15 protein-coding genes and 2 pseudogenes are annotated in these 13,085 nt (G+C 51.1%); 1 reads left to right on the top strand and 16 read right to left on the bottom strand.

The window, feature by feature from the left end; translation table 11 throughout:
• Positions 1–2 precede the first annotated feature (2 nt).
• Both rpoZ and gmk read right to left on the bottom strand, forming a co-directional pair.
• Positions 3–278 carry a DNA-directed RNA polymerase subunit omega gene (rpoZ, locus tag ACMWKA_RS16325; protein ID WP_000135058.1) on the bottom strand — a complete coding sequence of 92 codons (276 nt, stop codon included), beginning with the start codon at positions 276–278 and terminating at the stop codon, positions 3–5.
• Between the two features lie 54 nt (positions 279–332).
• Positions 333–956, bottom strand: coding sequence for a guanylate kinase (gene gmk, locus ACMWKA_RS16320; protein WP_013094883.1), 624 nt, complete (start codon positions 954–956; stop codon positions 333–335).
• 251 nt (positions 957–1,207) lie between these two features.
• Between gmk and ligB the strand changes: the two genes are divergently transcribed.
• Positions 1,208–2,878, top strand: coding sequence for an NAD-dependent DNA ligase LigB (ligB, locus tag ACMWKA_RS16315; RefSeq protein WP_095907196.1), 1,671 nt, complete (start codon positions 1,208–1,210; stop codon positions 2,876–2,878).
• Between the two features lie 2 nt (positions 2,879–2,880).
• On the opposite strand, the gene ACMWKA_RS16310 is transcribed toward ligB, so the two are convergent.
• The 14 genes and pseudogenes from ACMWKA_RS16310 to ACMWKA_RS16245 all read right to left on the bottom strand — a co-directional run bounded on the left by ACMWKA_RS16310 (position 2,881) and on the right by ACMWKA_RS16245 (position 13,064).
• Positions 2,881–3,498 (bottom strand): trimeric intracellular cation channel family protein, encoded by a 618-nt coding sequence (locus ACMWKA_RS16310; RefSeq protein ID WP_013094886.1) that lies wholly within the window; start codon positions 3,496–3,498, stop codon positions 2,881–2,883.
• Positions 3,499–3,827: 329 nt separating this feature from the next.
• Positions 3,828–4,289: a type II toxin-antitoxin system death-on-curing family toxin gene (locus ACMWKA_RS16305; protein WP_180251031.1), complete on the bottom strand. Its 462-nt coding sequence runs from the start codon at positions 4,287–4,289 to the stop codon at positions 3,828–3,830.
• Positions 4,290–4,297: 8 nt separating this feature from the next.
• Positions 4,298–5,311, bottom strand: coding sequence for a DNA-binding protein (locus tag ACMWKA_RS16300; protein WP_079795989.1), 1,014 nt, complete (start codon positions 5,309–5,311; stop codon positions 4,298–4,300).
• 166 nt (positions 5,312–5,477) lie between these two features.
• Entirely contained in the window at positions 5,478–6,050 is a 573-nt protein-coding gene (locus tag ACMWKA_RS16295; protein ID WP_414236435.1) for a hypothetical protein, read from the bottom strand.
• Between the two features lie 480 nt (positions 6,051–6,530).
• Positions 6,531–6,602 (bottom strand): annotated as a pseudogene (locus ACMWKA_RS16290) (single-stranded DNA-binding protein); the annotation flags it as partial.
• Between the two features lie 40 nt (positions 6,603–6,642).
• Positions 6,643–6,966, bottom strand: coding sequence for a hypothetical protein (locus ACMWKA_RS16285; protein ID WP_180251030.1), 324 nt, complete (start codon positions 6,964–6,966; stop codon positions 6,643–6,645).
• A gap of 327 nt (positions 6,967–7,293) precedes the next feature.
• Complete coding sequence (locus ACMWKA_RS16280; RefSeq protein WP_414236420.1) at positions 7,294–10,053, bottom strand: DUF927 domain-containing protein; 2,760 nt, start codon at positions 10,051–10,053, stop codon at positions 7,294–7,296.
• Positions 10,046–10,387, bottom strand: coding sequence for a hypothetical protein (locus ACMWKA_RS16275; protein WP_180251028.1), 342 nt, complete (start codon positions 10,385–10,387; stop codon positions 10,046–10,048). Before ACMWKA_RS16275 ends, ACMWKA_RS16280 begins: the two co-directional genes overlap by 8 nt.
• 9 nt (positions 10,388–10,396) lie before the next feature.
• Positions 10,397–10,621: pseudogene (locus tag ACMWKA_RS16270) on the bottom strand (hypothetical protein); the annotation flags it as partial.
• Entirely contained in the window at positions 10,576–10,824 is a 249-nt protein-coding gene (locus ACMWKA_RS16265) for a hypothetical protein (protein ID WP_180251027.1), read from the bottom strand. The gene ACMWKA_RS16265 and the pseudogene ACMWKA_RS16270, both read right to left, overlap by 46 nt.
• Positions 10,824–11,411 carry a Bro-N domain-containing protein gene (locus tag ACMWKA_RS16260; RefSeq protein WP_180251026.1) on the bottom strand — a complete coding sequence of 196 codons (588 nt, stop codon included), beginning with the start codon at positions 11,409–11,411 and terminating at the stop codon, positions 10,824–10,826. Before ACMWKA_RS16260 ends, ACMWKA_RS16265 begins: the two co-directional genes overlap by 1 nt.
• 13 nt (positions 11,412–11,424) lie before the next feature.
• Complete coding sequence (locus ACMWKA_RS16255) at positions 11,425–11,859, bottom strand: hypothetical protein (protein ID WP_180251025.1); 435 nt, start codon at positions 11,857–11,859, stop codon at positions 11,425–11,427.
• On the bottom strand, positions 11,859–12,077 hold the full coding sequence (locus ACMWKA_RS16250) for a helix-turn-helix transcriptional regulator (protein ID WP_001705541.1): 219 nt from the start codon (positions 12,075–12,077) through the stop codon (positions 11,859–11,861). Before ACMWKA_RS16250 ends, ACMWKA_RS16255 begins: the two co-directional genes overlap by 1 nt.
• A gap of 105 nt (positions 12,078–12,182) precedes the next feature.
• Complete coding sequence (locus ACMWKA_RS16245) at positions 12,183–13,064, bottom strand: hypothetical protein (protein ID WP_180251024.1); 882 nt, start codon at positions 13,062–13,064, stop codon at positions 12,183–12,185.
• Positions 13,065–13,085 lie beyond the last annotated feature (21 nt).

Below are 13,085 nucleotides of genomic sequence, written 5' to 3'. Positions count from 1 at the left end.
AATTAACGACGACCTTCAGCAATGGCGGTTACGGCCTGCAGTTCTGCGGCTTCCTGCTCTTGCTGCTCCTGGCGCTCACGCACGTCGAGGATCTGGTTGTTGATCAGACCTTCTTCGATTTCGCGAAGTGCAATTACGGTGGTTTTATCGTTTTCTTCCGGTACCAGCGGATCTTTTCCGCCTACCTGCATCTGACGAGCGCGACGCGCGGCGACCAGCACCAGGTCAAAACGGTTACCAATTTTCTCTACAGCGTCCTGAACAGTTACGCGTGCCATACTTAAAATGCTCCACAGGTGAAGAAATGACTGGGCATAATACTGAAAGTGGGTTCAGTCTGCCAACAGTTTGGTGATTAATGCGTCATGTCGCTGCTTCTGGCGGCTCATACGCAGACGTTCTGCGCGAAGGATGGTTTTGAGATCGCTCAGTGCGGCATCAAAATCATCATTCACAATAAGGTAATCATATTCGGCGTAATGGCTCATTTCTGCAACTGCCTGTTCCATACGCTTTGCAATGACCTCTTCGCTGTCCTGACCGCGGCCACGCAGGCGGCGATCCAGCTCATCTTTCGACGGCGGTAAAATAAAGATACTGCGCGAATCAGGCATTTTCTTGCGAATTTGCTGTGCGCCCTGCCAGTCGATATCCAGGAACACATTCACGCCGGTTGCCAGAACCTGCTCAATGGTTTCACGCGAAGTACCGTAGTAGTTCCCGAAAACTTCTGCGTGTTCAAGAAACGCGTCTCGGCCAATCATCGCTTTAAATTCGTCGTGATCGACAAAGAAATAGTGTTCACCGTGCACTTCACCCGGACGCGGTTTACGCGTGGTGTGTGAAACAGAAACCTGAGTGTCATACAACGGTTGGGTTTTTAACAGTGCCTGAATAAGGCTGGATTTACCCGCGCCACTAGGGGCAGAAACAATATAAAGCGTGCCTTGAGCCATGAGAGTCTTTTGTATGTGTTAACGAAGAAGTCCTACATACGGGCTTATTATACACGTCGCCGCTGTGTGACGTAGCCTTTGTCACACTTTTTCCCCTGGATTATTGCATTTTGCGTGTCGTTTTCAGGTTTTACCTGTGTTTTGCAGCAACATAAATTCACTCTGGATAGCGCCTCGCAAAGCGCAATGTTGCCATTAGCGTAGTTTTCGTCGCCGGGTTATACCTCCAGCAACGTAAAGGAGGGGTAGCAATGTGGCGATGGATAAGCGGCTTCATGCTGTTGTGGTGTGGTTCTGCGGCGGCGGTGTGCCCGGTGTGGTCTCAGGCGAGGGCGGAGAAAGAGATTGCGACGTTAAGTGCGCAAATCAAACGCTGGGATGACGCCTACTGGCAGCAGGGTATCAGCGAAGTGAACGATGAAGTGTATGACCAGCTCAACGGACGGTTAAAACAGTGGCAGCACTGTTTTGGGCATGCCTCACCTGACGCAGCACTTCCCGCCCTGACGGGACGTATCAAACACCCTGTCGCCCATACAGGGGTTCATAAGGTGAGCAGTAAAGAAGAGCTTGGCCAGTGGATGCATGCCCGGCGCAATCTCTGGATGCAACCCAAAGTTGACGGTGTAGCGGTCACGCTGGTGTATCGGGGGGGAACATTGGCTCAGGCCATTAGCCGTGGCGATGGGTTAAAAGGTGAAGACTGGACATCGCAGGTGCGTTTAATACCGTCGGTGCCACAACATCTTTCCGGTGCGCTGGCGAACAGCGTGTTACAGGGAGAGCTTTTTTGGCAGCGTGAAAATCACATTCAGCAGCAGATGGGCGGAATGAATGCACGCGCAAAAGTCGCAGGTGCGATGATGCGCCAGCAGGATAACGCGTTTTTGAGAGAGGTTGGGGTATTCATCTGGGCCTGGCCAGACGGGCCAAAAGAGATGAAAACCGCACTGGCGGAACTGTCTGACGCGGGATTTACCCTGACGGCGCGCTATACCTTGCCCGTAGAGCATATTGAGGCCGTAGAAAAGCAGCGCTCAGCGTGGCACACCGCAGCATTACCCTTTGCCACGGACGGCATTGTGGTTCGCTCGGCGGATGAACTGCCGGGTGAAAACTGGCTGCCTGGAGAGGGCAGTTGGGTTGTTGCATGGAAATATCCCCCTGTCGCGCAGGTTGCTGAAGTACGGGATATTCACTTCACTGTGGGCCGTACGGGTAAAATTGCCGTTGTGGCGGCGCTGGAGCCAGTACGGCTGGATGATAAACAGGTGCAGCGGGTTAGCCTCGGGTCCGTTGGCCGCTGGCAAAGGCTGGATATCGCGCCGGGCGACCAGATCCAGGTAAGCCTGGCCGGACAGGGGATCCCCCGATTCGACAAAGTCGTCTGGCGAGGGACCGACCGGCAAAAACCAGAACCTCCAGTCCCGCAGTACCATTCTCTCAGCTGTTTTTACGCTTCACCGGAATGTATGGAGCAGTTCTTTGCCCGGCTGACGTGGCTCAGTTCTAAGCAGGGGCTGGATATTGCCGGTTTAGGCGAGTCAGGCTGGCGGGCGCTCTGGCAGGCACATCGCTTTGAACATATTTTCTCATGGCTGTTGTTAACCCAGGCGCAGCTGCAAACCACGCCGGGGTTTTCGGCTGCACGCGGACTGGCGCTCTGGCATCAGTTTAATCTGGTGCGCGAGCGTCCTTTTATTCGTTGGATCATGGCGATGGGTGTTCCGCTGGCTCAGGCGACCCTGAAAGCCGCCGGAGAGCTATCATGGCAGACCATGCACCAGCGTAGCGCTATGGACTGGCAGACCTTGCCGGGGACGGGAGAGGAGAAAGCGCGGCAAATCGTTAACTGGCTCCACGCGCCGGAGGTGGATGTGCTGGCAAAGTGGCTGGCTGAACAGCACATCAAGGGATTCTGAAATTAGTGAGCGCTGTGTTTGTAGTGAAACACCGGCAGGCCGAGCTTCAGTCGCAACGCCAGCATGCGGGCCGTAAAGCCGAACAGCAGCGTGGAGATGACCACCACATCATGGTTCGAAACATAATGCTGCAGGGCAATATAGAGCACCGCTGCCGCGAAGGAGATGCCGGCATACAGCTCTTTTTGAAAGACCAGAGGAATACGTTTGCAGAACATATCGCGCAGCACGCCTCCAAACACCCCGGTCACCACGGCGGCAATGGTGGCGATAACTGGCCCTTCACCCATATCGAGCGCGATTTGTGCGCCAATGATAGAAAAGACAATCAGCCCGAGCGCATCAAGCACCAGAAACAGGCGACGCAGATGGGTCATAACGGGTGCGACAATGGTGGTTACTACGGCGGCGGTCGCCACAATAATCACGTACTCGGGGTTTTTCACCCAGCCCAGCGGGTAATGGCCCAGCAGAATATCGCGCACGGAACCGCCGCCCAGCGCGGTCGCTGTGGCAATAATGATCACGCCGAAGGTATCCATTCGGCGACGACCGGCTGCAAGCGCGCCAGTCATGGCTTCTGCAGTGATGCCAATGAGATAAAGAGTGTGAAGCAGCATATAACCTCCGGTGTGAAGCCGGGAAGGTTAACGTTTTGTGCGCACGATCACGATTGAGATTTTCTAAAGGGAGCGGGTTTGCCCTATAAAATTTTATCAACCCATAGTGGAGAAGGTTGATTGGTGGCGGCAAAGCGAGAAAAGACGGGTTAAAATGGATTAGAAATAGTAATGGGTGACGTCGGTCGACGCCACCCGAATAGTATTACTCAATATTGGATCTGTTTGTTGAGTAGGCGTCTTAAAGCTGCGTAGTTACTGGTTTTTTGGTAATGATTTTTTTCAGTAGGTACACCCTTGTGTACACATAAAATCAATGTGTTTGTTTTTTAACCATGCCTTTGAGCGTCAAACTCCATTACAGCTATGGCGATATTCAGCTTGGTTGTTTCAAGTATTTCTTCGCACAAGATCAGATCATGGATGATGTTTTTGAGCAATTCCTTTTCTATCGCCCCATCAGCCACCCAAACAGCGATGTTTTCCATTTCGCGCACAAAAAGCTGCACACAATGGCCGAAACCATTTATCTCAAGAAAGTATGTTGAAAGGGCGATGCCTGATCTTTTGTTTCCGTCAGTAAAAGCGTGAAATTTATTTATTGCAAAGAATAAGTGACTTAGCTTATCCACGAACTCGGGGTAATACCAATCGTTTTGGATATGCTCAAGGGCACTTTCAAGTACCCCTTGGTCTCTGATTCCGTGTAAGCCGCCTGTTTTATCAATGATCCAATCATGAACTCGAATAGCGTGATGAATGTCAAAATAATTGAATGTTATATCGTCCATTGATACCCCTAGCGATCTTTCAATCTTTTAAACACTTCTAGGGTTTCAGGGTCATTGAGCCTTTCCTCTAATGACTTGCTTTTTTCTCCAAGAAAACGCTCAAAATCACCCGCAGGAACAGCTTTAACATACGCTTCAAGTTTTTCATGTAGGGCATCGCGAAAGCATAAATCTCTGCTAGCCATTTTAGTCCTAACGTCTACTAGCATTGGCTCATATAGAGGATGCCCCTCCATTTGTTTAAGTATGGATTCTGCTTCTTTATAAGTGAGCTTGCGACCAAGATGTTCGGCTTTCTGCTTGATTTCATGTGCTAAACCAGCCTCAAAGCTAGAGATTAAAGTCAACACCTCCGAGTACATAGTATCTCTAATCTTGTCATTTTGGTGTAGCTTAAGAACACTGCGATACTCATTGGCATTTTCATGAAAAATGCTTTGGTAGATCGAGTTTGTTAAATTCCCATACTTCCATTTGTTGCCTTCGACGTACTCATCTAAAGCGTCAGTGAATTTTTTTCTATAGCTTTCGTCTTTGAACGCAGCTACTAAGTAGTCTTCATCACGTTGATTGATGAATTTTGTATGGCCGCCTGAACGTTCTGCCAGCGTATCGATAACAATATCTAAAAGGCGAGCTCGTATTGCACGTGCTTGTTCGCTTTCAACTAGTAACATTGCTAGGTTCAAAACTGAGCGAAACTTGAATATGCCTAGTATTGAGGTTTTGGTACCTTCATTGATGAGGGTACCATCTGCTATCTCTTTGAAATCCTTTAGAGATTTTCCTCTTAAGAGGGTGTATCCATTGTTTTTTAATTCATCTAAGTGATTGTTAATATAGCGTTCAATCGTTGTGTCGCTTACATCAAAAAGTTCAATCAACTGGTTTTTTGTGAACACTTTTTCGCCATTGAACTCAATCCCACCTAAGGACATATGTTTTTCAGCATGAGTTAGGGCATAAGAATTATTAAGTATGTTCTGTCGGTCATGTGCGGAGGTAGTAAGATCTTTAGCCATATCCATCGCCTTAAGAGGGAGCGTGAAGCATCACAAGGTAACATTATACCGCAAATATTTTTACCCCTCCTCCTGATAGTCTACGTGATCACCGCCCTAAAATGTGACGTCATGGTGATTGTCCCTGTCTGGTTATATCCGCTCTTTGTATTAGCTGTTCGGCGAATTACGACCGCACACGCCCGGTGATCTTGTCCACAACCGGACTGAACGCCCGCCAGTATGCAGCCTCATACATTATAAGCCTGCCTAACTTCCGCTCGAACGTCTCCCATCGCATACCCTTTGGCTTAGGAAAAGTGTTCGCGTGGTTAAACAGATTACGAAACTGCTCACCGTCTCCCCAAATGGCGTACCGCTGGCGGCGTATGCTCATACGCATCCGATCTAACTTATCCACGCTTTGGCTTTTGTAGTGGAGTTTCCAGCATTTCCGGCAGCCTATATCCTTCGAACCGATATACAGCTTCGCTACCCGTTTCACGCAATGGGGGCAAACGTACCATTGCCGAACGCCGTAGCCAGCCTGTGTGGTCGTGATTCTGATTGCCCGTGTAACGTCGTTGATTGTCATGGCGTAGCCGTCTGCCTGTCGGAAGATATACAGGGTTCCGCACTCTGTCTGGCAGGAAAGCTGTGTACCGGTTACTGCGCCCACCAAATTGCTGCGGATGTGCGCGAGGAATTTCAGACCAATGCGGGGTAAGTCCGTGGTATAGCTGCGCGTCCTGTCTCTCACTGGCTGGCCTCCTACGAATCGCTGCAAATCAGATTGCGAATGCGCAAAAAAATGAATACGAAATAATATGCGTATTTCACCGTAAATTGCGCACAAACTTTGCAGCTTCACATTAATAAAGCCAGTAACTGCGCGGGCTTGAGGATGATTTGCGCATTGGTATCCGTTTCGTTTTCCGTGGTTACTTTGCAAACTGCGCAATTCACAATATTCATCCGATGGTACGCACGCTCAATGCGCAGTTTTGCTGCGTACCTGTCCGCGTACTGCGAACCAGTGGCGCGAACCTGAATATTCTGGACAACCTAAATCATGATCAGGCGTAAAGCCCGCGACTGGCGCGGGTTTAGCGCTACAAAGGTTTAAAATCCGTCAAGAACAGTCCAAAATTTACAGCCGTTTTGGTGCGAACTTTACTGCGAACCATCACCTCCCGCTGGTGGCCTGCCATTGTCTCTTACCACCATTGAACCGGAAGGCGTTACCGTTCGTTGTAGTGCGGGTCTTGGGATCTGCCACAAGCCGCCCGTATGCAGAAATCTGTGCTGTCACGTTTAGCCCTCTTGCTAAAACATCTCGGTCTCGGTGTTTTTTACTTAATAAGCGTTCTAATTATTTGAGTAATCGAATAAATAACCAAAAGCTCAGCAGATCCCAGAACATATGCAACATAACCTCGCCTTGCCCAACTGGAATGAAAGAAATCTCTGGCATGATGCTGGATGCGGCTCACGATCCAAGTTCCAACACCACATAGTGCCGGAGCTATAAACAACGTGAGGAGCCATATGCCTATATCCAGACCATTCCTGAAGATATAAGCCAGCGGAACAGCAAAAAGAAAAGTTAATGCTGTATTTCCTAGCAGTATGTCTTTAACCGTGTTTTCTACTAATTTCTGTACATTTTCGTTCATTACATTCCCTGGTCGTCAATTTGGTATACATAACAGATATATTGTTGGTTCAGTCGGTTCAGTTGGTTCATTGCCCGCCAGCTCGCACCAGCACTGGTTTTTACTGAACCAACATTAGCGATTTTGTGTTGGTTCAGCGGGGATTTCTGTTGGTTCACTGCCTGCCAGAGTGAATGCCCTTATCAAAACATGTTGGTTCAAAACGGGCAGTTGTTGGTTCAGCGTTGGTTCAAAATGAAAATAAAAGGCCTTATAAAACAAAAAGATTTACATATTGAACCAACTGAACTAACTGAACCAACACCCTTTTTACGCATGTGAGAAATGCTATTCCTCTGGCTCATCGTAGTCCTCAGGCCGGAAGGTCAGGACATAAACGTTAATCTGTCGCCCGTCGATACGCGGTGATTTACGCTGATAACCACGTCCGCTGGCTGGCGGTTTCAGCATCCCGGCATTTTTCAGAACTTCGGCGAACTGCGTCGGGTTAAAGTTCTGCGCGATCTCCTTTTCGAATGCGCCGCGAAAGGTGTAGAAGATTACAGGATCGCTGTCGTGGTTCCCCTTCTGACGATACCCCGCCAGATCCTTAACGGGCATGTCGGTAGAACTATAGGGGAACGGCGCGAAACGGCTGAACCCATACGCATTAAGAAACGCCTCCGTCTGCTCAATAATCTGCTGGTGCTCTTTGTTGCCTGTGCCGAACTCACGCAACCACGCGTTGTAGCTGTGCTGTATGGCATCACGGCACGTCTGAGCATCCCACCCGGTGACTACTTCACCCAGCAATAACGCCGCCTCCAGAATGGCAAAACGTGCGGCCACGCGGTGAACCTGCTCGCCATAGTCGACAGGAATCAGACTGCGCCAGCGGACTTCACACTCACGCACGGTATCAATGGCCTGCTGCTGGTGGCCTGCCAGCCACTTGATCCACTCCCGCCCGGCAGCGCCGTGATGATGCTGGTAAGCGTCTTTCAGCGCATCGGCGTGCTGTTTGCCGTTCTGGTGGTCATGGAAGCGCACCGCCTTACTCAGCGGGATATTCAGCAGGCGCACCAGTTGCCCGGCTTTGGTCTTGCGTCCGGCGGTGGCTATGAAGGTTTCCAAGTCCATTTCCCCGGTGCTGATCGCCACGGTTCGCCAGCGTTTTAAATCGCGGTTGCCACCCTCCTTTGCTCCCTGTAATTTCCCCACGCCGTTAAACAGTGCATAAGCAGACTGTGACACGCTTATGGGGTCTGCCCCCTGTCCAACTTCATCCAGTGGCATCAGCCCGTCATTGTGTGCGGCGGCTTCGTTCGCCAGACCCAGCGCCGTGCCGTACCACGTCAGGCGTAGTAAGTCCGGGTTGCCGTATAAGCTGCTCGCCACGTTCGCCGTGGTGGTTTTACCCGCGCTCGACTGTTCATAGAAGTGAATGCCAAACCCGTCAGCGCCAGCCAGCCCGATTAACGGTGCTGCCAGTGCGGCGGCAATGCCCGTCATCATCGCGTAATTACCGTATGCCAGACCCGCAACACTGTTACGCCAGCTCTCAGAGGTTCCCGCCACGGTATACCCGGCAGCGGCAGAACTGCGGCCACTGAATAAAACGGGTTGCGCAGGTGCGCCGATAATCTCCCCGTCCGGCATGATGTATGCCCCGCACTGCCAGCCAGTAGCGTGAGCAACACGCCACAATTCTCGCGAGCCGCTACGCTGTAGCCAGTCAGCCAGAATCGCCCGCAAGCTGCTTTTAGTGGTGACGTTAACCCCGCCCGCTTTCAGAATGCGCCATCCTTCGCGCTCGCCAATGTCAGCCATGGGGATCGCGGCTGTCGTCAGCGCATTACTACCGAATGCCTGCCAGCGGATAATCAGGAACTGATCCTTATCGTCCCGCCCGGTGCCGACAACGTCCACCGGTGAGGCCAGCCAGCTTTCATTGTTGATAATCTCGCCGCTTTCCTTGTCCACTTTAGGCGTGATCCAGTAAACGCCATCTTTGCGGCTCTCAATGCGGGGTTTTAGCGGGTCTTTCTCTGGTTGGTCAGTTTTACCACTCTCAATGGCCTGTAGTTGTGGTTTCACGCATTCCCCCTGCGGCTGGTACATTGAATCGTTAAACGCAGCCGTAGCTACTTCCAGCCCGTTTTGCTGGTGGTAGTCGTTCCAGTCGGCTTTACAATCTGTTGGCGGTACAGCAACCCAGCCCGTGACGGCAAACGCAGCCTTTTCTGCGGCATCTGTGCCGGTGTTGGGCTTGTCGTCCAGTCGGTCGTTATCGGCGGCAATGATGATCTGCGCCTGCGGGTGCTGCTGGCGCATCCGTATTGCGACGGGGAGCAGGTTGCCAGCATCAATGGCGCACACCGTCAGCGCGTCAGGGCGTATCAGGTGAACAGATAAGGCAGTTGCCAGCCCTTCGGCAATGAGCACCTCCTGCGGCTGTTCCGGTGGGTTTACGGCGTGATATGCCCCAAGCTTTGCTGAACCTGCTAGGAGTCGCTTATCTCCCTGTGGGGTGATGGTCTGCGCTGCCACCACTGCGCCGGACTCAGCCACCAGCGGCAGGAGTAACGTACCATCGGACATAACAGGGTAATTAAACCCAGTCAGCCCTTTTGATTGCAGGTAATCAGATTCGCCCTGTGTGACGTTCTGGCGCATTCCGGCATACAGACGGGCAAACGTAGCCCTTCGCTGCTCTGTGTCCTCTGCTGCCTGTTGCTGGCGTTCCTGCTCACGCTGCTGGCGGTCAGCTTCCAGTTGCTCCCTTCTCTGGCTCGCTGCCGCCGGGTCGGTTTGCGCTGCCCGGTAATCAATACCCAGCACATCAGCGGCAAGGTATGCCGCCTCCGTGGTGTCGCAGTTGTTCACTTTCTTAATCAGGTCTAAGCCGTCGCCCGCGCCGCATTGGTTACAGATAAAGCTACCGCGACCATTGTCGTCGAACCGGAAGCGATCCGTGCCGCCGCACGCGGGGCAGGTGGTATGTTTTCTTGGCGAATCAGGAACGTTGATATTCACGCCAGCCAGTACAAAAGGCCATTGTCCGGCAGCGGCGTGGGTGACTTCGCGGATAAGGTCGATATTACGCATGATTGCCCCCTGCCACGGTCGCGCCCATATCATCAACCATGCTTTTCCATATCTCGCGCCCGGTATCAGTCAGGCCACCAGCATTAACGCATTTCTCCAGCATGGTGATCCCGATGCTTTCCCATTGAGGGTATGTCTCTTTGAGTGCTTCGAGCGCGTAACCACCAATAAGCTGGCGCGTGCCACTGACGCCGCCCACCAGTTCCACACGGATTTGCTGGCCTGCCGCGTCAACCATGAAGTAATTGCCACCATTGATAGCCGTGATGTGGTTGTAAAGTGCCGCCGCGTACTGGTTCGCCAACGCATTCAGTCGGAAGTTTTTGGTAATCATGTCGCCCCCTCAGTGCGCCGCTGGCATTTCAGGCCAGCCGTTTTCATCCAGATCAGCAATGAAGTGATCGTGTAGCTCTGCCAGCGTTTCACGTCCGAACGGGGTCAGCTCACCGCGCTCCGCATCCAGCATGGCGCGGTAGAACACAATGGCGTTCTCTGTTCCCTGCTCAATGCCGTAGCGCTCAATCATTGCGCCCTCGATGTTGTTCGCCATCGCCAGCCGTTCAGCAAGCCCTTTTTTATGGACTCCAGAAACTCACCTTCACGCATGCGCGTACTGGTCTCGAAACTCTCCTCGTCACCACGACGAGAAAATGAGGAGCTGGCATTAGCTGGCACTGTTATGCCAGCTTTACCCTCATGCGCGTACGCGATCCCGCGCAAGGCATACATCAGGCCAGCCAGGGAAAAGGCTTTGTTCTGGATGGTGGTCATCAGTGAACCTCCGGCAATTGAGGCTGATATTTGCGCCATAGCTCCGCTTCTTCGGCGATCAGGCGGGACTTCTCACCTTTGCAGGCTTGCAGGTCTTTACCGCGCTTGCTGGCCTTCTTGTCGTAAGCTGCTTTGCGTTTGCTGTGGTCGTTCAGGAAGGCGAACGGCACACCATAGGAGCCAGTTTTACGAATAGAGGGGATAACCTCGCGGAATACCCAGTTAGTGAAACGATGTGCGAACGTTCCAGCGGTGCTGGCCTTCCGGCTGCGGGCGATCAATTTGTAAAAGCCCGATTCGCAGACGGTACGCATAACCTGCAATCCACCGGGGGTGGGTGCTAAACACTCGCCCTTTTCATCGGCATCTAATCGCCTCAATGCGACTTTGTGATCGGCTATTTCCAGTGCCTCACAAACATCTTTGGCGATAAACCACGGATCGCCATCCATATGGACGATGCGAACTTTGATGCCCTCAAACCGGATAACGGAAATATCCCCCTCGACTGCTTGAGGAATTTTTTTCTGGCTAACGTAGGATTGTGGGGCGGCCTCCGAATTGAATCGGCTTTTTTCGATTTTCATTTGTCAGGCTCCGTTATGCGGCGTTAAACGCGTCCGGGTAGAGGTTCAGAATGTCGGTAATATCCTGCTGAGATAACCCGTGATGTTCATTAATGGCGGCGTTATGGTTCACAAGCTGGATGACCTTGAGAACGTCGCCACGGCTGGAAAAACGGTAGCGCAGGTGTGCGCCGATACCATCCGGGTTTTTCTCATCGATACGCTCCAGTTGAATATCAAGCTGGCGCTCCAGTTCAGACGCATAATTACGCCCGGATGAGAGACGGCAGTAGCGTAGGATGTCATTTTCTGTCCATCCCTCTACTCCAGTACGCAGCATATAGACGCGGGCGCGGTGTTTCTTTGGGGTGCGCTTAGGTACTTGTACCGGGCTGGTAGTCGGCGTAATATCAGACGTGCGAATATCTGAGTTAGCCGCCTGCTGAACGGGGCGGTTTTTCTTTTTCATTACGCCACCTTTCCCCGGCGCTCAGCCAGCCAGTTATTAATCTCTACCGCATCAAAGGCGGTCACGTTATCGGTGAGTTTTACCGGGCGCGGCAGAGTACCGTTCTTAACCCAGCGGTCAATGGTTGGCATGGAAACACCCAGAAGTTCCGGCATACGAAAACGGCGGATGTATCCAGTAGTAGGAAGTGCTGATTGCGCTGCGTTATGTGCTGTCATATGTCCTGTAACTCATGTGATAGCTGTTGAAGTTACGGTAATCATGTGATCAGGGGGATTAGATGTCATCGCAACGAAAAATGGATTTTCGCTGCGAAATTAACTTTATGATTTAAAAGATTTGTTAGCTGATGAGAAATATTCATCCAGTAAGCGGGAGCTTAATTTTAAACCCCTATCCAGCATTTCTGCTTTGAGAGCTTCTTGTGTCCACCTTTTAGAGGTTGGTTCGGCTTTTTTTAAAGCGCTGAGCACCGCGCCAAGCAGTAAAAGACTTTCATCGAGGTTCAGGAGACTGTTGTTATCACTGAGTGTTTTCTTTTCAAATTCTGCAATATTTTCTTTTCTGAATACGAATTCGACATTACCCAGCCCATCAGCAGGATAGAAAAAGGGATGATAACCATCGAGGCTAAAGTCAACAAACCTCTGTGATTCTTTGTCGTACAGTTTAGGTTTTCCATTTTCATCTGACTTGATGGCATATTCATCGAACGCGTTCAGAATGTTCACCAGACCAAATTCTGTTAAGAGGAAAGCACCTTCCATGTTGTGAAATTCACGGGGAACCTTGGCGCGTGAAAGGTCAAACTCGTGCATAACATCTAAAGATTCTGCCCCAACCATCGGTAGATCGTATATGCCATGATTTATACGAAAAACATCACTGACTCTTTCTATATCTTCATATTCATAATCTAGTTGCTCGTTAGAATAGAACTCATCACCAGCAATGGTTCTAATTACTGCGCCGTCGCTATTGGTTTCAATGATCCATTTTTCACAAACCTTTCGTTGTGATGTTTTGATGACCTGTGATGCGATAGCGTAACGGCCTTCATCCAGCATTGCTGAAATTGTAATGTGGCCTTCTACAGCCAATTGTAGACAATCGGCTACAGATACCTTTTCACCGAGTGTTGTGGTTAACCTGTTTGCGGTTTCCTCGATGGTCAACCAACTTTTCAACTGGAACAATTTGCTCATAGCGTAACCTTTCACGCAATG

This window comes from Enterobacter sp. 03-F-07-AD-ECC, assembly GCF_047530935.1.
Taxonomy (GTDB): Bacteria; Pseudomonadota; Gammaproteobacteria; order Enterobacterales; family Enterobacteriaceae; genus Enterobacter; species Enterobacter cloacae.
This window is presented reverse-complemented; position numbering and strand designations above follow the sequence as displayed.

Excerpts from the sequence above, each read along its gene's own strand:
- rpoZ (WP_000135058.1), bottom strand. The coding sequence starts at position 278 with ATGGCACGCGTAACTGTTCAGGACGCTGTAGAGAAAATTGGTAACCGT.
- gmk (WP_013094883.1), bottom strand. The coding sequence starts at position 956 with ATGGCTCAAGGCACGCTTTATATTGTTTCTGCCCCTAGTGGCGCGGGT.
- ligB (WP_095907196.1), top strand. The coding sequence starts at position 1,208 with ATGTGGCGATGGATAAGCGGCTTCATGCTGTTGTGGTGTGGTTCTGCG.
- ACMWKA_RS16310 (WP_013094886.1), bottom strand. The coding sequence starts at position 3,498 with ATGCTGCTTCACACTCTTTATCTCATTGGCATCACTGCAGAAGCCATG.
- ACMWKA_RS16305 (WP_180251031.1), bottom strand. The coding sequence starts at position 4,289 with ATGGACGATATAACATTCAATTATTTTGACATTCATCACGCTATTCGA.
- ACMWKA_RS16300 (WP_079795989.1), bottom strand. The coding sequence starts at position 5,311 with ATGGCTAAAGATCTTACTACCTCCGCACATGACCGACAGAACATACTT.
- ACMWKA_RS16285 (WP_180251030.1), bottom strand. The coding sequence starts at position 6,966 with ATGAACGAAAATGTACAGAAATTAGTAGAAAACACGGTTAAAGACATA.
- ACMWKA_RS16280 (WP_414236420.1), bottom strand. The coding sequence starts at position 10,053 with ATGCGTAATATCGACCTTATCCGCGAAGTCACCCACGCCGCTGCCGGA.
- ACMWKA_RS16275 (WP_180251028.1), bottom strand. The coding sequence starts at position 10,387 with ATGATTACCAAAAACTTCCGACTGAATGCGTTGGCGAACCAGTACGCG.
- ACMWKA_RS16265 (WP_180251027.1), bottom strand. The coding sequence starts at position 10,824 with ATGACCACCATCCAGAACAAAGCCTTTTCCCTGGCTGGCCTGATGTAT.
- ACMWKA_RS16260 (WP_180251026.1), bottom strand. The coding sequence starts at position 11,411 with ATGAAAATCGAAAAAAGCCGATTCAATTCGGAGGCCGCCCCACAATCC.
- ACMWKA_RS16255 (WP_180251025.1), bottom strand. The coding sequence starts at position 11,859 with ATGAAAAAGAAAAACCGCCCCGTTCAGCAGGCGGCTAACTCAGATATT.
- ACMWKA_RS16250 (WP_001705541.1), bottom strand. The coding sequence starts at position 12,077 with ATGACAGCACATAACGCAGCGCAATCAGCACTTCCTACTACTGGATAC.
- ACMWKA_RS16245 (WP_180251024.1), bottom strand. The coding sequence starts at position 13,064 with ATGAGCAAATTGTTCCAGTTGAAAAGTTGGTTGACCATCGAGGAAACC.